General features: G+C 63.8%; 21 protein-coding genes. 5 read left to right on the top strand and 16 right to left on the bottom strand.

Features of this window, described 5'->3' with window-relative positions:
* Positions 1-107 precede the first annotated feature (107 nt).
* The 3 genes from ABIE35_RS09550 to ABIE35_RS09540 form a co-directional block, all read right to left on the bottom strand.
* Entirely contained in the window at positions 108-428 is a 321-nt protein-coding gene (locus ABIE35_RS09550; RefSeq protein ID WP_354514401.1) for a hypothetical protein, read from the bottom strand.
* 93 nt (positions 429-521) lie between these two features.
* On the bottom strand, positions 522-2,030 hold the full coding sequence (locus ABIE35_RS09545; protein WP_354514399.1) for an MFS transporter: 1,509 nt from the start codon (positions 2,028-2,030) through the stop codon (positions 522-524).
* Positions 2,031-2,117: 87 nt separating this feature from the next.
* A complete protein-coding gene (locus ABIE35_RS09540; protein WP_354514397.1) occupies positions 2,118-2,615 on the bottom strand; it encodes a MarR family winged helix-turn-helix transcriptional regulator in 498 nt (165 codons plus the stop codon).
* 352 nt (positions 2,616-2,967) lie between these two features.
* On the opposite strand from ABIE35_RS09540, the gene srmL reads away from it, so the two are divergent.
* Positions 2,968-4,086, top strand: a complete 1,119-nt coding sequence (gene srmL / locus ABIE35_RS09535; RefSeq protein WP_354514395.1) for a PheS-related mystery ligase SrmL — start codon at positions 2,968-2,970, stop codon at positions 4,084-4,086.
* A gap of 95 nt (positions 4,087-4,181) precedes the next feature.
* Entirely contained in the window at positions 4,182-4,517 is a 336-nt protein-coding gene (locus tag ABIE35_RS09530) for a hypothetical protein (protein WP_354514393.1), read from the top strand.
* Between the two features lie 72 nt (positions 4,518-4,589).
* On the opposite strand, the gene ABIE35_RS09525 is transcribed toward ABIE35_RS09530, so the two are convergent.
* Both ABIE35_RS09525 and ABIE35_RS09520 read right to left on the bottom strand, forming a co-directional pair.
* Positions 4,590-6,107 carry an HNH endonuclease gene (locus ABIE35_RS09525; RefSeq protein WP_354514391.1) on the bottom strand — a complete coding sequence of 506 codons (1,518 nt, stop codon included), beginning with the start codon at positions 6,105-6,107 and terminating at the stop codon, positions 4,590-4,592.
* A 119-nt stretch (positions 6,108-6,226) separates the two neighbouring features.
* On the bottom strand, positions 6,227-7,036 hold the full coding sequence (locus ABIE35_RS09520) for a TspO-related membrane protein (RefSeq protein ID WP_354514389.1): 810 nt from the start codon (positions 7,034-7,036) through the stop codon (positions 6,227-6,229).
* Positions 7,037-7,169: 133 nt separating this feature from the next.
* Here ABIE35_RS09520 and ABIE35_RS09515 point away from each other — a divergent pair, with 133 nt between their 5' ends.
* Positions 7,170-7,691, top strand: a complete 522-nt coding sequence (locus ABIE35_RS09515; RefSeq protein WP_354514387.1) for a MarR family winged helix-turn-helix transcriptional regulator — start codon at positions 7,170-7,172, stop codon at positions 7,689-7,691.
* Here the strand turns inward: ABIE35_RS09515 and ABIE35_RS09510 are convergent.
* The 6 genes from ABIE35_RS09510 to idi are packed head-to-tail and all read right to left on the bottom strand — an operon-like array spanning position 7,686 to position 13,467.
* The gene (locus tag ABIE35_RS09510) at positions 7,686-8,897 is read right to left on the bottom strand and encodes a prenyltransferase (protein ID WP_354514385.1); all 1,212 of its coding nucleotides are present in this window, start codon (positions 8,895-8,897) and stop codon (positions 7,686-7,688) included. The two genes, ABIE35_RS09515 and ABIE35_RS09510, sit on opposite strands and share 6 nt — an antisense overlap.
* Positions 8,894-9,250 carry a lycopene cyclase domain-containing protein gene (locus ABIE35_RS09505; protein WP_354514383.1) on the bottom strand — a complete coding sequence of 119 codons (357 nt, stop codon included), beginning with the start codon at positions 9,248-9,250 and terminating at the stop codon, positions 8,894-8,896. The genes ABIE35_RS09510 and ABIE35_RS09505 overlap by 4 nt, the downstream gene beginning before the upstream one ends.
* Positions 9,250-10,902: a phytoene desaturase family protein gene (gene crtI / locus ABIE35_RS09500; protein WP_354514381.1), complete on the bottom strand. Its 1,653-nt coding sequence runs from the start codon at positions 10,900-10,902 to the stop codon at positions 9,250-9,252. The genes ABIE35_RS09505 and crtI overlap by 1 nt, the downstream gene beginning before the upstream one ends.
* Entirely contained in the window at positions 10,899-11,819 is a 921-nt protein-coding gene (locus tag ABIE35_RS09495) for a phytoene/squalene synthase family protein (protein ID WP_354514379.1), read from the bottom strand. Before ABIE35_RS09495 ends, crtI begins: the two co-directional genes overlap by 4 nt.
* Positions 11,816-12,916 (bottom strand): polyprenyl synthetase family protein, encoded by a 1,101-nt coding sequence (locus tag ABIE35_RS09490; RefSeq protein WP_354514377.1) that lies wholly within the window; start codon positions 12,914-12,916, stop codon positions 11,816-11,818. The genes ABIE35_RS09495 and ABIE35_RS09490 overlap by 4 nt, the downstream gene beginning before the upstream one ends.
* The gene (gene idi, locus ABIE35_RS09485) at positions 12,913-13,467 is read right to left on the bottom strand and encodes an isopentenyl-diphosphate Delta-isomerase (protein ID WP_354514375.1); all 555 of its coding nucleotides are present in this window, start codon (positions 13,465-13,467) and stop codon (positions 12,913-12,915) included. Before idi ends, ABIE35_RS09490 begins: the two co-directional genes overlap by 4 nt.
* Before the next feature lie 104 nt (positions 13,468-13,571).
* Between idi and ABIE35_RS09480 the strand changes: the two genes are divergently transcribed.
* Positions 13,572-14,180 (top strand): MarR family winged helix-turn-helix transcriptional regulator, encoded by a 609-nt coding sequence (locus tag ABIE35_RS09480; RefSeq protein WP_354514373.1) that lies wholly within the window; start codon positions 13,572-13,574, stop codon positions 14,178-14,180.
* Here the strand turns inward: ABIE35_RS09480 and ABIE35_RS09475 are convergent.
* Entirely contained in the window at positions 14,177-14,995 is an 819-nt protein-coding gene (locus tag ABIE35_RS09475) for a CPBP family intramembrane glutamic endopeptidase (protein ID WP_354514371.1), read from the bottom strand. The two genes, ABIE35_RS09480 and ABIE35_RS09475, sit on opposite strands and share 4 nt — an antisense overlap.
* Before the next feature lie 257 nt (positions 14,996-15,252).
* Here ABIE35_RS09475 and ABIE35_RS09470 point away from each other — a divergent pair, with 257 nt between their 5' ends.
* The gene (locus tag ABIE35_RS09470; RefSeq protein WP_354514369.1) at positions 15,253-16,263 is read left to right on the top strand and encodes an EAL domain-containing protein; all 1,011 of its coding nucleotides are present in this window, start codon (positions 15,253-15,255) and stop codon (positions 16,261-16,263) included.
* A 65-nt stretch (positions 16,264-16,328) separates the two neighbouring features.
* Here the strand turns inward: ABIE35_RS09470 and ABIE35_RS09465 are convergent, their stop codons facing one another.
* The 4 genes from ABIE35_RS09465 to ABIE35_RS09450 are packed head-to-tail and all read right to left on the bottom strand — an operon-like array spanning position 16,329 to position 19,992.
* Positions 16,329-17,210 carry a GDSL-type esterase/lipase family protein gene (locus tag ABIE35_RS09465; protein WP_354514367.1) on the bottom strand — a complete coding sequence of 294 codons (882 nt, stop codon included), beginning with the start codon at positions 17,208-17,210 and terminating at the stop codon, positions 16,329-16,331.
* Between the two features lie 47 nt (positions 17,211-17,257).
* Positions 17,258-18,022, bottom strand: coding sequence for a maleylpyruvate isomerase family mycothiol-dependent enzyme (locus ABIE35_RS09460; RefSeq protein WP_354514365.1), 765 nt, complete (start codon positions 18,020-18,022; stop codon positions 17,258-17,260).
* Positions 18,022-18,846, bottom strand: coding sequence for a fumarylacetoacetate hydrolase family protein (locus ABIE35_RS09455; RefSeq protein ID WP_354514363.1), 825 nt, complete (start codon positions 18,844-18,846; stop codon positions 18,022-18,024). The genes ABIE35_RS09460 and ABIE35_RS09455 overlap by 1 nt, the downstream gene beginning before the upstream one ends.
* The gene (locus ABIE35_RS09450; RefSeq protein WP_354514361.1) at positions 18,847-19,992 is read right to left on the bottom strand and encodes a cupin domain-containing protein; all 1,146 of its coding nucleotides are present in this window, start codon (positions 19,990-19,992) and stop codon (positions 18,847-18,849) included. It abuts the gene before it with no gap.
* Between the last annotated feature and the right edge of the window lie 152 nt (positions 19,993-20,144).

Below are 20,144 nucleotides of genomic sequence, written 5' to 3'. Positions count from 1 at the left end.
TTTGAAATTAGCTTACAGAATGTGACTTATGTCATGTCAATAATGACGCGAGATATCCGCCGTCGTGCCCTGAAGTTCCATTCCTCGGCTGCGGCCGGCGGACCTCATCACTGGATGCGCCGGACCGCCGTACTGTCTAGATCGCGGTGATGCCGCGCCCGGCGGAGAAAGCTGCGCAGCGCCTCTGTTTCCGACTCGGTACGAAGGATGGTGAAGTCCATGATCCCGGCGCGCTCGTCGGTGTCCCACACTCGCCAGCCCGTGCCGTCGCGATCGATCCAGGTTGAATTTTGTGGGCGGCCGGTCGGACCGAACCAGTTCGCCGTCGCCGTGCGATGTGCGGCGAGGTACTCCGATATCCTCGCCGCGGTCAGGAGTTCGTCGTTCGCCAGCAACTCGTCCAGGTCGTCCAGCTCTCGATTGTGCATGATCCCATTCTCCTTCGGAACGCTGTCGGATCCGTTCATTCCCCCAACACCATAGGCGTGCGCTCGTCCCAAAGACCTCCTCCGCCCCAGGGTTCAACCCAAGTGGACGTGCGGGGCATCGCTTGTTCCGCTGAAGCTCTTGCGGTCGATCCTGATCAAGAGAAGTGCGAGTGGGGTTATCAAAACCGACACTCCGGCCGCCCACAGGAACACCATTGAATAGCCCGAGGTTAGGGCCGCAAGGGGTCCGCTATCGTCGGCTGTAGTAGTAGTAGTTGCTGCCGCGGTGGTAGCGGCCGCGATGGCACTGAAGAGTGCGATGCCCAGCGATCCGCCGATCTGCTGCGAAGCGTTGACCAGGGCGCTGGCCACTCCGGCGTCGTCCTTGTCCACACCGAAGAGGGCCAGGTTCTGCAGGGGGACGAAGACCAGTCCCAGCCCGATGCCCATGAGGATCAACGCAGGCAGCATGTTCACCGCATAGGTCCCATCCGGCGTGACCTGAGTGAGCCACAGCATGGCTGCGGCCATGAAGACCGGACCAAGTGCGCTGGGGACTTTGGCGCCCAGTCGGGGTAGGTTCTTCGCTGCGATGCCCGCTGTGATGATCAGCACCACCGTCATGGGGAGGGATGCGATTCCGGCCGCGAACGGGGCGAAGCCCAGAACGATTTGGAGGTAGAAGTTGATGAACAGGATGCCGCCGATCAGCACTGCTCCGGCGAGGAAGGACGCCAGGAACGCGGCGGCGCGGTTGCGTTCGGTGGCGACGCGCAGCGGAAGCAGCGGGTTCTTGACCTTGCGTTCGACGGCGACGAAAAGTACCAGCAATAACGCACCTGTCGCAATGAAGCCCCAGGATTCCACCGCACCCCAGCCGTGCTCGGCATTGGCGAAACCATAGACCAGGGAGCCCAGGCCCAAGGCGGCAAGTACGACTCCGGGCCAGTCATATTTGGTGGAGCCTCCCGCTTTGCTTTCGTCTACCAAAATCCACACACCGATCAGTGCGATGATTGCGATGGGTACATTGACGAAGAAGCACCACCGCCACGAGACGAATTCGGTGAGGAATCCTCCCAAGAGAACTCCTGCCGCTGCGCCGACGCCGCTGATGGAGCCGAAGATGGCGAAGGCGGTGCCACGGTCCTTGCCGCCGGGGAAGGCCACCGTCAGGAGTGCCAGGGCCGCCGGCGCGAGGAGGGCAGCGAAGATGCCCTGGAGCGCGCGGGCTCCGATGAGTTCCCAGGGCTGCTGGGCCAAGCCGCCGATGAGTGATGCCGCCGCGAAGCCTGCCGAGGCCGTGATGAAGGTCCGCTTCCGTCCCCAGAAATCGGAGATCCGTCCGCCCAGTAAGAGGAAGGCGCCGAAGACCAAGGCGTAAGCAGTGACCACCCAGGAGCGGGTGGAGTCACTGATGCCCATTTCCAGCTGGAGGCGGGGGAGCGCCAGGTTCACGATGGTGCCGTCCAGGACCACCATGAACTGGGCCAGGGCCAGGAAGGGCAAAGCCCGCCAGCCGATGTTGCCCTTACCGCCCTTTGGGACTGGTGTGTTTGCTTGGGCTTGTCCGCCCGATGTCTCCAGTAGTTGCGATTCCACGCGTCACCCATTCTTCAAAGTAATAATACTTATAAAAGTATAAGTATATGATGTGGCCGGTGTAGTTCCTTATCAGGGTGATGTTTCTTACGTGTTCTTGGGCTGAGGAAGGGGCATCTTGGGGTGTGGCAGGGCCATCTCAGGTTCCGAAAGGAATGAAGCCAGCCGCTGCAGCGCCGGAAGGCTGGCCGCGATCTGCTGGCGCTCTTCGGGAAGCAAGCGGGCGCTCGCAGCAATGAGAGCTTCCGCCCATTCGCCCTCCAAGAGCGACTTGATCCGTCTGGATTCGTCCGTTGGGTGGAGGGAAACGTAGCGTTTGTCCGAGGAATCCTTGACACGCGTGACCAAGCCAGCAGCTACGAGCTCGCGCAACTGGGAACTGACATTGCTCAGCTGTCGCCCGAGCCTGGCCGCCACTTCAGCAACGGTGACGCCCGGATGGCCTTCAACAACGCGGAGGATTTCCAGCACACCATTCGAGATAGGGCGGAGTCCTGTCTCGTTGAGTGACTTGCGGCGAATGTCGGACGAGATATCAATCATGCAGACAGCCAAGGCCTTGTGGTCCACAGTCTCTTCACCCATCCCCCAAGCATAGGTGGGGCTGCGTCTCTTCGACTCGCCGGCGGCCGGAAGCAATAGTGCAGGATGATCAACCAGCAACAGCTCTGGGACGACGATGCCGCCAGCATTATGGCGCCGGTACACACCGTCAGCCAGGCGTTGAAACAAACCGACCAATAAGTAACGGGACTGCTGATCGGGGGTCTGTGCCTTCGCGGCGGACAGAGGTAGAGTCGGCCCATGCTCTCCATGCGTCGATTTACTTGCCCCCGACCGGTGTCCGGTCGCGAGGGCACTAAGGCGCGCGCCTAGGTCCTGGCGCCGGAGTGAGTCGGGGGAGGAACCCACTCACTCCAAGACTTAAGGACCAGAAATGCCTGTTTATTTAAGCCCTTCCGAGCTTCACGATGCTTTGACCATCAGGGACCTCTCCAACCCCGACCACGGTCCGCATGCCATGCAGAAACTCTTGCATGACGTGGTGGACGCGCTTCAGACGCAGTGGAGCGTGCCCGGCAGAACCGTACGTCACAGCCCCTTGGTCAGCGTCGTGGACAACTATGACCGCTTGGGGTTCAGCGGGGCGGACATTACGCGCGACCAGCGATACTCTCGCTATGTCAGCCCTACCGTTATGCTGCGCAGCCATACCTCGGCGTCCATCCCTACGCTCTTGCGGGCGATTGATCCAGCCGAGGGCGTGGATGAGCTCTGGGCGATTCCCGGCATCGTCTACCGGCGGGACTCCATTGATCGCACCCACGTGGGCACGCCCCACCAGATGGACTTGTGGCGTGTGAGTTCCACCGGAGAGCTGCACGACGGGCACCTTCAGGAGATGATCAGTGCCTTGGTGGCTGCTGTACTCCCGGGCGCCGAGTGGCGTGCCGTTCCGGCAACCCACCCTTACACGACGGAGGGTTTGCAGCTTGACGTTCTTATGGGTGGCGAGTGGCTGGAACTCGCTGAGTGTGGGCTCATGGCACCGCAGCTTTTCCTGGACGCGGGCCTTGATCCCGGAAAATGGTGGGGCCTTGCGCTGGGGATGGGTTTGGACCGCGCCCTGATGCTTCGCAAGGGCATTCCCGACATCAGGCTGCTCCGGTCTGCGGATCCGAGGATTCAACGGCAAATGCTGGACCTGTCGTCGTGGAAAGCTGTCTCCCGGATGCCTTCAATCACCAGGGACATTTCGATTGTGGTTGCAGAGGACATGGACGATGAGTTGCTTGGCGATGCGGTTCGTTCGGCTCTGGGGGAGCAGGCTGAGGATCTGGAAAGCGTGGAGCTGTTGGCGTTGACGCCCGGCCGGAAGCTTCCGGCGGCAGCACGGGACCGACTCCGCATCAGACGCGGGCAGGCCAACGCCCTGATACGGGTGGTGATGCGTCCCCTTGAGCGGACAATGACCGATCCTGAGGCGAACCAGATCCGGGACGATGTTTACCTTGCTCTGCACCAAGGTCCGGTCAAGGAACTCATTGCAGGCTAGGTCTGCTGCGCTGTGTCGGTGGTCGCCTCAGGCACTGCCGGCACAGCGGAGCCACGCCGCGGCAGGCTCTGCTGCAGGATTGCTAGGCTGGACCCATGACCCGTCGACTTGCAGCCCTGTCCGCCGTTCCCGTTCTGCTGCTGCTCGTGGGCTGCGGAGCCGTTGAGGAGGCAGCCGGAAACGCTGCCAGTGAGGCCGCATCAAAGGTTGCCACCGCCGCCGCCGACGAAGTGACCAAGCAGATCTGCGCCGTAGTCCAAGACGGCCTGGTAGGCGCCGAGGACAAGCAGGTACTCGCCGGCCTGGTGACAGCCGCCGATGCCGCAGGCGTTCCCTCCGATATCACCACGCCCCTCCGTCAGATCGCCGAAGCCGGCGACCAAGTACCGGCTGAGTCCGTTCAAGCATTGAAGGATGCCTGCCCGGCCTAGCAGCTGTTGCAACGCCGCTGTGTATGACCACGCCGCTGTGGATGACGCAGCTGCGTATGCCTTTGTCGTGGATTAGGTCTCCCTGGCATGCTGCAGTTGTGGCTGCTGGGGATGTACCGCTGCGGACGGCCTGCCCGGCGCAGCAGGTGGCGACGCATCCTCGCGCCCCGGCAGAGGTGGCGCCTTCGATTGATAGATGTGCCCGGTAGGGGTGCGGACTTCCAAGGTGTGCGTTTGGCCGTGCGGCACACTGGCGCTCCAGCCGGGGTTTTCCTTGGTGTGGTTGCATGCCTCGCATAGCCCCGCGCCATTGTTCAGGGTGGTGGTCCCGCCGTCGTGCCAAGGGACCACATGGTCCATATGCCTAATGGGCGCATCGCAGTACGGGGTTCGGCAGGTGTCGTCCCGGACCTCGATGAAGCGCCGTAATCGTTGGGGGAAGATCCTCGCTTTGGAGTCCATGGTCAGCAGTTCGCCGCTTCCCGGAGCGGTGTAAAGTCGCCGGATCATCACTCGGAATTCTTGGCGCTCCTTGGTTTCCGCATCTTGGTGGCTCTGGCTCGTGGACTTGGCAGCCGGTGCCTCAGGCCCTGTTTGCGCGTCCGACCCGGTTTTCCCAGCCTGTCCCTCTGGCTCAGTGGGGCCGTCTGCCAGGAGAACTCTTGCCCATTCAGCGGGGACGATTCCGTAACCCTGGAGGCGGGCCGGTTCGCTGTCGCCTTGGAAGAGCGTGCGGTCGGTCATGACGAGTTGGAGGTCGATCCCTGCGACCCCGCCAGGTGTTCCCGTGACGCGTTCCACCAAGGTGTCGGCCATGATCTGTCCACGGTTTCGGCTGTCGCCGGTCGAGCGGGCTGAATCTGCGTGACGGCTAAGGGCAGCGTAGGCGGCGACACCTTGAGCCACTGGAAGCAGGGCGGTGAGGATTGTCATGGTGTCCGGAGCCGGGCGAAGGCTGACCCTACGTTCTGCGGCGGCGTGACTGGCCCGCTGGGTGACCGAGCGGGGATCTCGCCGGTAGGCTGCGGCCTTCGCAGCCGCGATGATGACCCTGTCACCGGACCCGTTGAACGTGCCCGTGTCCGGTGCCAGTTCTTCATCCACGGCGGCGCGGTCTTCAACGCTGAGGCACGCAGTTTCCTTGACCAACAGGGTGGCGCGCCATTCGCTAAGCTGGCCTGTTTCGAGGGCGGCCATGGTGCGTGGCATCTCCGTGACCAGCGCCTTCGCCAGACCGAGGAGTCGGGACCCGCGGTTCGGTGATTCGCGCCGGGCGAGGGCTACCTGCGCGGCAACACCGCGGCCTTGCTCTGCCGTGGGAACGCCTGCTTCGGCCTGCTCCCGGCGCTGAGCCAGATCCAAAGCGACAGCGGCCCTGGCCTGACGCGCTGTAATCGCGGATTTGAGGTCCTCCAGGGCGCGAAGCTCATTGACAAGCTCGCCACTGCCTGTGCTCGCGGGCAAGGACGCAATAACGGCCGCGAGGCCCGCCAACGTAGCACCGGGCTGAGCCGTCTCCCAGGGCGTCGAGGCATCGGCCGGTAAGGGCACGACGTGGCCGCCCGCTTGCCTGGTCCGAATCTGCTCCATGTCCCAACTCTTCCAGTCGGGAGAATCGAATATCAGGCCTGACTTCGCCTATGTGGAAAACCGCGCAAGTATCCGGCATCGCCTGCCCTGCCGCCTGCTGGCGCGAAGCAAGGCAGGGTTTACCGGCTACCGGAAACCCCGCGCCCAGCCAGCACCACCCGGGTCCTCACCGTGATCGCTGATCCGAGAACCAACGCAGCAGCGACAGCCGCCGCGACCGCCGTCGGGAATGACTCGGGTGAATCGGTGCTGCGGCCAACAGTGATCCAAGCCAGGCCCCACGCGATGGCGGCTGCGAGGGCGAGGCGGCCGTGTCCCTTGATGGCCAAGGCGATGCCCACAACGGCCACCACTACCAGCACGCCGACGGACCAGACCTCGGGCCGCAACCCGAAGCCTGAGAAGCCGGAGGCGTTCAAGGCAGCGGCAATGTTGGCGCACACGGCCACGCTGGTCCAGCCGAGGTACAACCCCAAAGTCCCGTCCACCGCAACAGCTTCAAACCACGAGGTAGCGCGGCTCTGGCTGTACCGAAGAAACGCCAGGACAAGGGTCACCAGCAGGGCCAGGATTACCAGCACGCTGACAAAGAGCCAGCCAGCCTGTACGGACAGGATCCACGCGGCGTTCAGGACCATGGACGCGGCCACGATCCAACCAAGGGAGCGCTGCCGCGGATTGGCCCGCTGAGACGGCAACCACTGCCATACCGTGTAGGCAACCAGGCCGGCGTACACCACGGACCAGATGGAGAAGGCGGGGGTTGCGGGGGCGAGGAGCGTGGAGTCGGCGGCCAGCGCACCGCCTGCTGCCTGGGCGATCGGGGTTCCGCCGAAAACTCCGACGCCGATCATCGAGCCAACGATGCAGATCACCAAGCTCACAGTGACCGTGATCTGCCGGGCGAGGTCCGAGCGTACTGTTGCCATGTGCAGAGCCTCTTTCCTTGTAGGACGTGGGTAGGACGTGCGCCAATCGTGCTGCGTCATGCATTCACGGGGTCCGTGACTTACTATCAAATTGCTAGCAAGACAAGCTTTACGTTTATCAAAGGACCATCGGATGGACTCGGAAGGCCACGCAAAGGGCTATTGGTACGGCAAAGACCCAGGTCAGAAGGCCATTGCCATTGATGTGCTGAACGCCCTGCGGGATTACCGCGCCTCCGAACAAGCGATGCGACGCCGGACCCGTTCGTCCATGGGCATGGGCGAGAAGGACCTGCTGGCACTGCGCTACCTGTTTGAAGCCGAGGCCGCCGGCAAAGTGATGAAGCCGAAGGATCTGGGCGACAAGCTGGGCATAACGTCGGCGTCCATGACAACCCTGATCGACCGGTTGGTGGAGTCAGGCCATATTCGGCGCGAACCCCACCCCACAGATCGCCGGGCCTTGATCCTGAAGGCCACTCCGGGATCGGACCAGGAAGTACGGCACACCCTCGGTGGAATGCACCGCCGGATGCTGGATGCGGCGTGCGCATTGAACCCGGACGAGTCGCACATTGTGGTGAACTTCCTGCAGCACATGCGTGAAGCGCTGGACACGATTGATGAAGAACCCGGGGATCCCACCCCGTCATGACGTGAGGCTCCACTGCAGGATCAGAATGAGAGTCACCAGGAATCCTGAACCGTAGTTGAGCCAAATGAACCGGCGCCAAGCCACATTGGTGCGTGCCGCCGTCGTATCCGTCACGTGCCACCAAGGCGCGCAGTTGGCGATATACGGGAGGGCGATGATTGCCGCAAGCGGCCCGGGCCACGGCGTGGCGAGCATCGCGAGTCCCGCAACAAGCCAGAGCACGACGGCGAGCCTCACCGTCCGGCGGGCACCGAACACTGTTGCTATGGAGCCGATGCCGGCCTGCCGGTCGGGTTCGATGTCCTGGACAGCGCCGAAGGCGTGCGCGGCCATGCCCCAGAGGAAGAAGGCCGCGAGCAGGATCACCAGGCCGGGGGTCACCTCCGCGCCGGCCAGCGCCAATCCGACGACGGCGGGACTGACGAAGTGCGTACTGGACGTCAGCGAGTCCAAGACTGGCCGTTCCTTGAAGCGAAGCCCAGCGACGGAGTAAGCCACCACCGCGAAGGCGCTGACGGTCAGGCTGATCCATGCGGCAGGTCCGCCCGCAAACGCCAGCACCAGCAGGAACGGCACATTGGTGATGGCCGCGAGCCACAGCATGGGGCGGTGCAGGCGCGGCTGGAGCAGTGCACCCTCCATGCCGCCCTTGCGGGGGTTCTTCAGGTCGGATTCGTAGTCGAAGACGTCGTTGATCCCGTACATGGCCAGGTTGTAGGGGATGAGGAAGTAGAAGGTGCCCACCACCAGCACCCAGTCGATCTCACGGGTAGTGAGCAGCATTGCCGCCGCGAACGGGTAGGCGGTGTTGATCCAACTGACGGGGCGGGAGGCGAGCAAGGCCTGCGGGACGAGGCCCTTGCGCCCCGGTTCCGTGCGGCTCTGGCTGGGTTGCGTGCGTTCCCGCGTCAGCCACAGCCACAGCCCGGGAAGTGCCACGACACCAGCCAGCGGGTACGCAAAGTCTTCGATCGGAGCGAGCCCTACTTTGACGCCGAGGATGTGCGAAGCGTCGTAGTGGAAGAGTTCCATCCCGATCATGACGGAGTCGAACACTGCGGTCAGGGCGGCCAACGCGGCAAAAGCGAGGCCCACAGCTTTCCAGTGTTTGCCCGTTTCTCCGGGTTGGGCGCCTTGCCGGGCGAAGATCACGCCGGCGATCACTGCCGCGGCAATGAACGCGAGGGCGAGCCACAGGTACGTCATGCGTTCTCCCGCTCCCGCTGCTTCGCAGTGCGCGTGGCCGTGCTCGAGCCAAGCAGCCGCCGGGCGCCCGTGTACAGGACCATGGTGCACAGCACCAGGAACAGCAGGAACACAGGCTCCTCGATGGGCAGCTCCGGGGCGATTAATAGCCCCGTGGCGATGGCGCCTTCACCTCGCAGGAAGATTCCCAAACCGATCCCGGCCAGGTCCCAGGCAAGAAGGAACAGGACCCCGACGGCGGTGACTATCGCCGCTGCTTTAGCGTCGCGCCAGAAGAACAACCGGAAGCGGTGGTCGAGCAGGAGCATGCAGGTGATGCCCAGCAGCAACGACACCAAGTAGAGAACACCCATCAGCCAATCCTGCTAGCTACGGGCCTCACAGTGGTAGGGCCGGCACTGTGATCGCCGCGGATTCGTTTCAAGACCAGCTCGGCACTGATGAGGCACATGGGCACTCCCACTCCCGGGGCCGTGGTGGCGCCGGCGTAGTAGAGGCCCCGGACACGCTTCGAGGCATTCTGTGCCCTGAACATGGCACTTTGGCCCAGGGTATGCGCCGGTCCCAGCATGCCGCCGCGCCAGGAGTTGTACTCATCAGCGAAGTCGGCGGGTCCAATGGTGTGCCTGACCACCACCCGGTCGCGGAGGTCCGGGATGTTGGCCCACTGGGCGATCTGGTCGATGGCGGCATCGGCGGTCCGCTCGATGAGGACATCGCCGCTGCCATCGGGTCCGCCCCCTCCCAGCGAAGGATCGGCCGGGACAGGAACCAGGACAAAGAGGTTCTCGTGCCCTTGTGGCGCAACGCCGGTGTCGGTGGCACTGGGTTTGCAGACGTAGATGGAAGCAGGTTCCGGGATGCTGGTCTCCTCACCAAAAATGGCTGCAAAGTTCGCCTCCCAATCCCTGGTGAAGAACAAGGAATGGTGGGGAAGTTCCGGCAAAGAACCCTTGACGCCCAACATCACCAAGACGGCGCCGGGTCCGCTGGTGCGGCTCTGCCAATACTTGCTGTTGTAGCTCCGGTCCCTGACGCCCAGCAGTTGGGTTTCGGTGTGGTGCAGGTCGGCGCCGGAGACCACCAGGTCCGCAACGCTGTAGTGCTCCGTGCCCGAGTTGTCGCGCCACTTGACCCCGGTGACTTCACGGCCAACCTTCCCGGACAGGGCAGGCGGAAGCTTCACGCCATCGAAGCGGCCCACCTTCCTTGTCCGGGGTGCCTCGCGGGTGGTGATCTTCAAGGCTTCGGCACCGGTATGGATCCTTACGCCGGCATCCACCGCCAACGACTCCAGTCGACTCACGAGCTCCCAGAATCCGCCGATCGGATATTGGACGCCGTCGCCCAGGTCCAGCGCACTCATCAAGTGATACATGGCGGGAGCATCGGAAGGATTGGTGCCAAGGAACACCGCCGGGTATCCCAGGACCTGCCGGAGCACGGGGTGCTGGAACCGTTGGGACACGTACTTATCCAGCGGTGTCAGGAGCAGTTGCGCGAGCTTGGGCAGGCTCCGTAGTACTTCCGGATGAAGCAGCCCTTGCGGCCTGGTGAACGGATTGTAGAGGAAGAACCGTTCAGCCATTTCAGTGGTGTGACGCGCGGACGCGAGGTAGGAGGTGAGTTCCCTGGCGCTGCCGGGCTCTACGCTTTCGAAGGTTTCCAGAACCTGGTCGCTGCCCAGCGGGACTGTCAGCGGGTCCGGCCGCACGCCGTCGTGGTTTGGCTCGCTGAAGATACGGTACGCGGGACTGAGCGTCCGCAAGTCCAGCTGTTCTGCCGCGCTGGTGCCAAGCAGCTTGAAGAAGTGGTCGAAGACACCGGGCATCAGGTACCAGGAGGGGCCGGTGTCGAAGCGGAAGCCGTCCCGTTCCAGGCTGCCGGCGCGGCCGCCCACTTGGTCGCGCTGCTCCAGGAGCTGGACCTCGTGGCCTTCATGGGCGAGGAGTGCGGCGGTGGCAAGCCCAGCGATGCCGCCGCCGATCACTACAGTCCGCGTCATCGGTACAGCTCCATCCAGGTTGAGGCGACGGCGCGGGCTGCGAGCCCGGCTTTCACGGCGTCAGGCACACGGACCCGGGAGCGATACAGCTCGTCTACCGTGGTCTGTTCAATCCTGTCCGTGAGGGCCTGGAACAGCGCCAACGCACTCCGGACAGCGGCCCTGGCATCGCGTGGCAGCATCGGAATGACGGCGCTGGCGTCGGCCAGCTGCGCCCGGACTGTCCTGACCCACTCCACCCGGTCATGCTCCTCAAGGTGGTCCGAGGTGCCGAGGTAGTTGCGGCCCAACCGGGAGGTATCGTCCGCCAGGTCGCGGAGGAAGTTGATGTTCTGGAAAGCAGCGCCCAACCTGCTGGCGCCATACTGCAAAGCTGCGGCGTCGCCGTCGTCGATGTTTTCATCCCGCATGAAGACGCGCAGGCACATCAGCCCCACCACCTCAGCGGAACCGTGCACGTAGCCATCATGGGCATCGGCGTCGAAACGGAGTGGTGCCGGCTGCTGCGCAGAAGTGCCCGCTGACGTGCGCTCGCCGAGGTCCGTTCGCATGGAAGCGAAGAAGGGGTCGATGAGGGTCTCATCAATGCCCGCCGTCCTGGCAGTCTGGGCAAAAGCGTGGATGATGAGATCGCTGCTGTAGCCGAGCTTGACCGCGCGGTGGGTCTCATCGATGAAGTGGGCCAAGGCGTCGCACTGTTCCTGGTAGCTGAGGCCGGCTTCCGCGGTGACGCCGTCCACGAGCTCGTCCGCCACACGCACCAGGGCGTAGATGTTCCGGACGTGCTGGCGGTGCCGGGGCCCCAGCAACCTGCATGCCAGGCCGAAGGACGTGGAATAGGCGGCGATGACTTGGTTGGCGGCCCTCTCGGCCGTCCGGGTGAAATGGGTAAAAGAGGTATCGGTGGCGACGCTCATGATTGCCGTCCTTCCAGCTGCCGCGCAAGGTCAAGCAGCACGTTCCGTGCGTCCTGCGGAATGGTGCTTGTGAGCTGATGATCAAACGCTGCCATCTGTTCCTCGATGAGGTTCTGGACAAATGCTTCTGCACCGCAATCGGTGAGGTGGCGGCGGACGTGCTCGCCTTCCTCACCGTTGAGTCCGGGCCTGCCGAAGAGGGGCGCGATGTGCGGCCACGTGCTGGTGGTCCGCGCATGGGCGATGATGGCAGTTTCCTTGCCTTCCCGCAGGTCCGAAAAAGGATCCTTGCCATGGCGGCGCGGATCCCCAAAGGTGGACAGGAGGTCGTCCTGGAGCTGGAAAGCCAGGCCAAGATGCCGGCCGGCAGTTGCAAGCGCAGTCTCGACGGCGAAGTCCGCACCGGCCAGCGCGGCGGCCGCACGCAACGGCAGCTCGAAGGTGTATGTGGCGGTTTTGTAGCCACACATCACCAGGATGGTTTCCAGGTCCGGCGCAATGACGCCGTCGCCCAGGCCCACGTCCAGTTGCTCGCCGGCTACGGTCTCGTTGATGGTGTGTTCCAGGAGGTCCAGAAGGCGGAGCCGTAATTCGTGGGGGAGATCAGCGCGGGCGAAGGCTTGATGGGTTGCGGCGAGCAGCATGTCGCCCATCAGGATTCCGCCGGTCTGGGCCCAGTGAAGGCCACCATCCGGACGGGGGAGCTCGCCGGTTTCTGCAAGGAGGGAACCGATGAGGTTGGGGTGCCCCCGCCGGACGAGGTCTCCGTCGATCACGTCATCATGCAGGAGGAAGGCGTAGTGGAGGAGTTCGATGGCGGCGGCGATGCTGATGGCAGTTTCGCGTTGGCCGGGGCTTTGTTGTTCCGGCCGTGATGAGCCGCGCTGCAGGAGGGCGTCGTACGTTTCCATGAGCAGCAAGGGGCGGACAAACTTGCCCCCCAGCACGTTCTGGCCGGCCAAGCCCCACAGCCTGGCGAAGTTTGGACCGTAGGCGGTTGCCGCGCTGGCCCTCTTGCCGATCAGTCCGGTCAGCTCGTTTTCGATGGCGCCGCAGAGGTCTGTGCGGCTTCGGAGGGATCCGGAGGTGACGGTCATGCTTTGACTCCCTCGTGTAAAGGCAACGCCCGCGCTTCCAGGAGTCGGGGGAACTGCAGGCCGAGCCACGGACTGAAAGCGGACGGCGTGTGTGCCAAGGCATCGTCGAGCAGGGCCGGGGAAATCCAGGCCCAGTCAGCAACCTCGGCTGGATTCGGTTGCAGGGGGCCGCTGATCCGGGCCATGAATACGGGGCAGACCTCATTTTCGACGATGCCAGTGGGGTCCACGGCTCTGTAGCGGAAATCCGGGAGGACCAGTTCGATCCTCTTGGCGTCCACCCCGAGTTCAAACTGCGCACGCCGCATCACAGCGTCCTCAAACTCCTCGCCTGGTGCCGGGTGGCCGCAGAAACTGTTGGTCCAAACTCCCGGCCAGGTCTTCTTTTCAGGTGAACGGCGGGTCAGGAGGACCTCGCCGGAGTCGTTGAGCAAGTAGCAGGAGAAGGCTAAATGAAGGGGCGTGTCCAGTGTGTGCACTCCCGCTTTTGCGGCCTCCCCGATGGGTGTTCCGGCGTCGTCCAGGAGGACCACCATCTCTGTCGCGTTCATCCTGCGCCTACCTCCTACACCCGGTGCCTTAGGGAAACTTGAATATTGCTAGACAAGCTAGAAGAAAGGCTACCATGTAGGAAGTTGGGTGTAACATACTCAACATGTCCAGTCCTGAAGAGATTCCTGAAGAAGCCGGGACCCCGGTTTCCTCCGGCATTTATCATCTGGACGCCAACGATCCTCATGGGGACTTAGTGGACCGATCCGGTCTCTCCGAAGAGGACGTCCAGCAGATCAGTGACCTCATGGCTGCCTTGGGACGGCTTCGAGAGGCAGAACAGCGGCTATCCGACGCCTCCCTGAGGTACATGAAGCTCAACCAATCAGACATGCGTGCACTGCACTACTTGATTGTCTGCGCCAACCATGGCGTGATTGCCACCCCCGGCGCAATAGCCTCCCGCCTCAGCATCTCGACGGCGTCAACCACCAAGCTGCTCGACCGGTTGGAACGCGCGGGACATGTGACGCGACGCGCCCACCCCTCCGATCGGAGGGCCCTCGCCATAGCCATCACCCCCGAAACGCACGAGGCCGCGATGCGGACGGTGGGACGGCAGCAAGCCAAGCGGTTCCTGGCGGCTGCCCGTCTCGCCCCGGATGAACGGATGATCGTCATGCGGTTCCTGGATGACATGGCGCAGGAAATCGAGGTTTCCGAAGAGGTGTGGGCAGGTTCTGCTGGCTTCCCGGCAGCGGATCAGGGCTAGTAGAGGAAGATCGGCAGCCAATCCCGGTTGTGGGCGTGGACCAGCGCAAGGAACAACACGAAGTCGAAGAGCAGGTGTACCGACACCACGTAGGTGAACGACTTGGTCAGCTTGAAGGTGTACCCCTGCAGTAACGCGAACGGGAACGTCAGCAAGGGACCCCAGGACTGATATCCGATTTCCCACAGGAATGAGGAGAAAACCACAGCTTGCAGGAGGTTGGCCAGCCAGTCCGGGAAGTGTTGTCGCAGCAGGGTGAACGTGGTGCAGATGAAGAACAGTTCGTCCCAGATTCCTACGGCGTTGACGCCCAGGAAGAGCCGCCAGAAGATGTCGGGATCGGAGGCGTCGGGCCAGTTTTGGTACACGCCGGTGCTGATCAGGTAGACGGGCAGGATGAAGTAGCCCAGCGCAACGACGCCTATCAAGTACAGCTTTGCTGCCAGGGGCCATTTCCTGCCGGTGTTGATGGGGAATTTAATGATGTCTTCCCGATACACAAAGCGGGACACCAGCCACGGCACCAGCACTGCCAGCGCGAGCGCCCCGCCCATCAGGGCCATGTGCTCCGTGCTGAGGTCGGCATTGAGAGGCACCATGCTGAAGATGGTCATGCCTGCCGCGATCAACGCGAGGTGGCGCATCAGCCGGCTGTCAATGAAAGCGGCGGTAACAACACTGGCCAGCAGCAAGCCGTAGCCCAGCAGTTCGTTTCCCATCGCAAAGAGGGGAATGCCGGACAGCGAAAGCAGCGCCGCCGGTAGTAGTTTCCAGCTGAGCGCGGTGCGGGGTGCTTCCGTTGAAAGGGACGTCACCCCCTAAGCATCTCAGGCCGGCAGCCGAGCGACACGGTTTTGCGCGCTTGGAAAAGCGCACCGGCACAACGGCGAAGTGTTCTTCTGTATTATTCGTGACAGGGCCCACAGATGGGCCGGTCAGGTAGTTTGTCTGGCTCTGCCAGCGGGGGATACACATAAAGGAATAGCTGATGGCTCAAGAAGAGGGCTCTCTTTCACAGGATGGCGCCAACGCGTCACCGCCTGGTGAAACGTCACCGCCTGCTAAGGCGACCATGCGCGAGCAGGTGAACGACATCATCGAATCCATCCTTGCCGATACCGAACCGCGCAGCGAAGCCGCCAGAATCAGGCTTGGTGCGTTGTTGGAGGCGCATCCCGAAGACCCTCAGCGTGCCTTGTTGGAGCATCTGCTGGAAACCCGCAAAGAGGCCGCGCCGGCATCCACGGTGCCGGTTCACCTCGAATCCGCCAGCGTCCACCTCGAGTCCGTTGACGCGGCGCGGACCGTGTCGGTTCCCGTCAGCCACGAAGTCCGGGAAGGAATCCAGGCAGTCCTGGCGGACAAGCTTCTGCTGACCGCCTTCCAGCCCGTCCATGCACTCCCCACTGGCGACGTAGTGGGCGTTGAAGCACTCACCCGGTTCGTCGGTGAAGACGGCGCCGGCGCCGATGTCTGGTTCAGTGAGGCTGCCGCCGCGGGGCTGGGAACCGAGTTGGAGATCGCTGCCCTCCACTGCGCTCTCACCGCGGCGCACGACGTCCCGGACACCATGTCCGTTGCCCTCAACCTCACCCCCGCAACATCCAGCGACCCCAGGGTCCGGAACCTGCTGGCTGCTGCGGCACTCGCGCCTGACCGAATCATTGTCGAACTCACGGGCAGCCTGGCCGACGTCGGAGGGCAAACCGGCCGCGACGGCCTTGGGCCACTGCGCGCCTTGGGTTTGCGCCTGGCCGTCAGCGCCTCCGGGGCAGCGTTGGTCGCATTGGAGCGGGTGGAACAACTGCGCCCGGACATCATCAAACTGGACCGCCACCTGATCGAAGGCATCGAAAGCAGCGAAGGCCAAAGGATCAGGGCCAGGGCGATTGTTGAGCTCGCCAGGGAAATCGGTGCGGAAGTCATTGCTGTTGGCATTGAGACGGCCGAAGAACTCAAGGAAGTCACGGCGCTCAACATCACCGCAGCCCAGGGATACCTCTTGGGACGCCCCTCGGTTCATCCGCTGGACTGGTCGGCGTGGAGCATCCGGACACAGACAGAAGCCCAGCCTGCCAGCTGACGACTGGCTCATGCTCGACGACGGAGGGCTGTGGGCGAGGGAGACCAGTCCAATGACTCCGTGAGTTAGTCGGTGATGTTCCGGGGGTCGTTGCCGACGAACGTTCCGGGCGGCATCCCGGCGCCGAACACCGGGCCGGGTTCCGGTCGCTTGGGGTGCCGGCCGTCGTCGGCGTTCCGCTGCGTCAGGCGACGCACGACCCACGGGAAGAGATGCTCGCGGGCCCAGACGATGTCTCCTGCCCGGGCCTCGCGCCAGTTGCGCTCGGGCAGGGCCTTCGGAGTCAACGGCTCCAGGGAATGCGGAACGCCAAGGGTGTTGAGCACCATCATGGCGATGGTGTGTTGGCCGAGCGGCGAGAAGTGGAGTCGGTCCGGATCCCACATTCTGGGGTCGGTCAGCTCGCGCAACGCCCATAGATCGGCCACCACGGCATCGTGGCGGGCAGCCACTACCCGAATGTTCTCGTTGTAGATGGCCACCTTGCCGCGGGCCAGGCCCAACACTGGGGTGGCGCCCCAGTCCGGACCAGTAAACAGCAGGATGGTGGCGCCGGCGGAGGCCAACGCTGCCACTCCTGCATCCAGCTCCATGGCGAGTTTGTCAGGATCGCTCCTATGGAAGAGCAGGTCGTTGCCGCCGGCGTTGAGGGTGATCAGATCTGGTTTGAGGTCCAGTGCCGGGCCAACCTGCTCCGCCATGATCTCGTGCAGCAAGCGTCCGCTGATGGCCAGGTTGGCGTACGCGAAATCCTCATGACCGGTGCTCAATTCTTCCGCAACCCTGTCCGCCCAGCCGCGGAGGCCACCGGGACTTCGCGGCTCGGGATCGCCCAACCCTTCGGTGAAAGAGTCGCCCAACGCCACATAGCGGCTCCAGGGGTGCAGGCCAGGCCCGAAGCTACCGGAACCTCCCTGCACCCAATCATCGGCGCTGGAGGCGTTCATCTCCCCATAGTGCGCTTACTGGGCGCGCATCGCCATGGGTGGGCTGGCTAAATCCACTTCGGGGCGGCCAGGACGGCACTTTCGGCACTGGGCCCGGCGACCGTGACACCGGAGTCGCCGCGGCCTGTGGCCCATTCGACGACGGCGGGGAGGGGGCCGGTGATGGTCGTCGGGTCCGCGGCGCTGGTGTCGCCGAACGTCAGGTCGGTGCCGTTCCCAGCAGTGTCGGTGACGTTGATGAGGAGCCCTGTGTCGGTGCCGCGGGTTTTCCACGCGCCGGTGATGTCTTTGAGGAGTCGTTCGAGGACCGGGGCAGGGATGTCGTTGAAGGCGGCTCCGTTGTCCAGGTCCACGGCGTGGATCCAGACTTCGCGGGTGCGCATCCACACTGTTTCGGACGCCGGGACGGTGCGGCCCTGGGCGGTGCGGACTTCGTTGGCCCAGTTCTCATCCGGGAGGTCTCGCCATTCGACGGACAGGTGCACGGCGGAATGGTCGAACAGGTTCCGCAACGCGATCGGGGACAGGGTCGCGCCGAAGCTGATCTCGTGGTTCCGTGCCTCGGGAGAGGAATACATGGGCGTCTCCACCCCGGTGGCAGCCCATTCGAGCAGGCGTGCGATCGCACGGGCGTTGTATCCCACGTGCGCCACCACATGGCGGCGCGTCCAGTCCGGAAGGAGGCTGCCGCCGTCGAGCTCTGCGTCGGTGAGTTCGTTGAGTTTGCGGGCGAAGAACGCGGTGCCCCGCCGGGCCTGCAGGAGGTCTGCCTGCAGGCCCGGATCGGTGGCGAGATCGTAGCGGGCGACCATCAGGCTTCCTTGACCACGCGGTTGTTCAGCTGGCCCAGGCCCTCGATGGTGGTGACCAGGAGCTGGCCTTCCTGCAGGTACCGCTTGGGGTCCTGGGCGTGGCCCACACCGCCCGGGGTGCCGGTCGCGATCACGTCGCCCGGGTTCAGGGTAATGATGGTGGAGATGTAGGAGACCAGGAACTCGGGGGTGAAGACGAGGTCGCCGGTGGGGGTGGACTGCTGGATTTCCCCGTCCACAGCGGAGGTCATGAGCGGGTCGGCGGTGAATTCGTCGCGGGTGACCAGGGCCGGGCCGAACGGGGTGGAGTTCTCCCACGTTTTGCCTTGGAGCCACTGGATGGTGCGGAACTGGTAGTCGCGCATGCTGATGTCGTTCAGGACCGCGTACCCGGCGATGTGCTCCGCGGCGTCGGCCTCGGCGATGCGGCGGCCCTTCCTACCGATGATCACGGCGAGTTCGGCTTCCCAGTCCACGGTGTCCGATTCCTGCGGCAACGCCAAGTCATCGTTCGGGCCGATCAGCGACTCGGCGTACTTCGCGAACAAGGTGGGGTATTCGGGAATCATCCGGCCCATTTCCTTGATGTGGTTGCGGTAGTTGTGGCCAACGCAGATGATCTTCCCCGGTACGGGCACGACGGCGGCGAGGTCGGCGCCGTCGAGCGCGTGCGTTGCGCCGTTGGCAGCCTTAGCCTTTTGTTCCCAGGCGGGGTCGGCCAGCAGCGCGCCGACGTCGGCGAAGCCGGGAATCTCAGTGAGGGTGGCGCCGTCCTGCCGGACGGCTTTCGTTCCAGCGGGAGTGCGGAGGGTCAGGAGTCTCATTTACTTGCGTCCTTCGGTGTAGCTGCGGTTGAAGTTCAGTCGTTCGAAGATGGGGGCGTCGCTGAAACGGAACAGATCAAAGTCGGTTTGTGTAACAGCGTCCGCGTCCGCGTGGAGGGACCATTCCTGCCAGGACGGGACCACGAACAGGTCACCCTTGGCCAGCTGCTTGGTCTCGCCGTTCAACACGACAGTGCCGGCGCCCTCGAAGACCTGCCAGACACTGGAACCGACCTCGCGGAGCGGGTCGGTGGTGGCGCCGGCGCGGAGGCGGTGGAACTCGGCCCGGATGGTGGGCATGACGTCCCTGCCGGTGGTCGGGTTCGAGTACCGGACAGCGGCATGGCCCTGGGACACCGTGGCCGGGTGGCCCTCATCCTCCAGCAGCAACTGTTCGCGCAGGGCTGCGTCGGTGTGTTCCCAGCGGTACGCGGCGATGGGGGAGTTGGTGGTGTCATCGAGACCGGACAGGGGCCTTAGGCCCGGGTGGGCCCAGAGCCGTTCGGAACGGGAAATGTCCGGGGTGGCTTCGTCGGTGACACGTTCGGTGCCGAACTCGAAGAACCCGGCGTCCGCGTAGTGCACGAACGGGATGTCCAGCCCATCGATCCACGCCATGGGCTGGTCGGTGTCGTTGTGGTGGCCGTGGAAGTTCCAGCCCGGGGTGAGCAGGAAATCACCGCGGCGCATCGCCACGGGATCCCCGTTCACGACGGTCCACACACCTTCGCCCTCCACCACGAACCGGAACGCGTTCTGCGAATGGCGGTGCTCCGGGGCGACCTCACGCGGACCAAGGTACTGGATCGCGGCCCACAACGTCGGGGTCGCATACGGGGTGCCGGCCAGGCCCGGGTTCGCCAGGGCAATCGCGCGGCGTTCCCCACCCCGGCCCACGGGAACCAGGTCCCCGGCACGGGCAGCCAACGGATACAGGTCATTCCACCGCCACACATGAGGGACGGCCTTCGGGGTAGGGACCATCGGCATCAGGTCACCGATCTCCGTCCACAACGGCACCATGTCCCCCGCAGCGAAGTCCTTGTAGAGCTGCTCCAACTGGGCAGCTTCCTCCGCAGTGGGCTCCGGCAAGGCGTGGCTGGCGGCCACAGATTCATGGGTCGTGTTCTCGGCGCTGATGGACACGTAAGCCTCCTCGATAGGGTCCGAACAGTTTTGGCGTAGTTCGACCCTACGGATGCTTGGGTAGCAGTCCGAGGAAATTCTGTTGTACAGAATTAATTCCTGCCTTGTGAGGCCTACTCTGCACCCGTCGCGGGATTCTTTTCGTGCAGAGC

It is taken from the genome of Paenarthrobacter sp. 4246, assembly GCF_040546855.1.
GTDB lineage: Bacteria > Actinomycetota > Actinomycetes > Actinomycetales > Micrococcaceae > Arthrobacter.
Note: the sequence above shows the minus strand (reverse complement) of the source record. Positions and strands in the feature narration are given on the sequence as shown.

Excerpts from the sequence above, each read along its gene's own strand:
- ABIE35_RS09550 (WP_354514401.1), bottom strand. The coding sequence starts at position 428 with ATGCACAATCGAGAGCTGGACGACCTGGACGAGTTGCTGGCGAACGAC.
- ABIE35_RS09540 (WP_354514397.1), bottom strand. The coding sequence starts at position 2,615 with ATGGGTGAAGAGACTGTGGACCACAAGGCCTTGGCTGTCTGCATGATT.
- srmL (WP_354514395.1), top strand. The coding sequence starts at position 2,968 with ATGCCTGTTTATTTAAGCCCTTCCGAGCTTCACGATGCTTTGACCATC.
- ABIE35_RS09530 (WP_354514393.1), top strand. The coding sequence starts at position 4,182 with ATGACCCGTCGACTTGCAGCCCTGTCCGCCGTTCCCGTTCTGCTGCTG.
- ABIE35_RS09525 (WP_354514391.1), bottom strand. The coding sequence starts at position 6,107 with ATGGAGCAGATTCGGACCAGGCAAGCGGGCGGCCACGTCGTGCCCTTA.
- ABIE35_RS09520 (WP_354514389.1), bottom strand. The coding sequence starts at position 7,036 with ATGGCAACAGTACGCTCGGACCTCGCCCGGCAGATCACGGTCACTGTG.
- ABIE35_RS09515 (WP_354514387.1), top strand. The coding sequence starts at position 7,170 with ATGGACTCGGAAGGCCACGCAAAGGGCTATTGGTACGGCAAAGACCCA.
- ABIE35_RS09510 (WP_354514385.1), bottom strand. The coding sequence starts at position 8,897 with ATGACGTACCTGTGGCTCGCCCTCGCGTTCATTGCCGCGGCAGTGATC.
- ABIE35_RS09505 (WP_354514383.1), bottom strand. The coding sequence starts at position 9,250 with ATGGGTGTTCTCTACTTGGTGTCGTTGCTGCTGGGCATCACCTGCATG.
- crtI (WP_354514381.1), bottom strand. The coding sequence starts at position 10,902 with ATGACGCGGACTGTAGTGATCGGCGGCGGCATCGCTGGGCTTGCCACC.
- ABIE35_RS09495 (WP_354514379.1), bottom strand. The coding sequence starts at position 11,819 with ATGAGCGTCGCCACCGATACCTCTTTTACCCATTTCACCCGGACGGCC.
- ABIE35_RS09490 (WP_354514377.1), bottom strand. The coding sequence starts at position 12,916 with ATGACCGTCACCTCCGGATCCCTCCGAAGCCGCACAGACCTCTGCGGC.
- idi (WP_354514375.1), bottom strand. The coding sequence starts at position 13,467 with ATGAACGCGACAGAGATGGTGGTCCTCCTGGACGACGCCGGAACACCC.
- ABIE35_RS09480 (WP_354514373.1), top strand. The coding sequence starts at position 13,572 with ATGTCCAGTCCTGAAGAGATTCCTGAAGAAGCCGGGACCCCGGTTTCC.
- ABIE35_RS09470 (WP_354514369.1), top strand. The coding sequence starts at position 15,253 with ATGCGCGAGCAGGTGAACGACATCATCGAATCCATCCTTGCCGATACC.
- ABIE35_RS09465 (WP_354514367.1), bottom strand. The coding sequence starts at position 17,210 with ATGAACGCCTCCAGCGCCGATGATTGGGTGCAGGGAGGTTCCGGTAGC.
- ABIE35_RS09460 (WP_354514365.1), bottom strand. The coding sequence starts at position 18,022 with ATGGTCGCCCGCTACGATCTCGCCACCGATCCGGGCCTGCAGGCAGAC.
- ABIE35_RS09455 (WP_354514363.1), bottom strand. The coding sequence starts at position 18,846 with ATGAGACTCCTGACCCTCCGCACTCCCGCTGGAACGAAAGCCGTCCGG.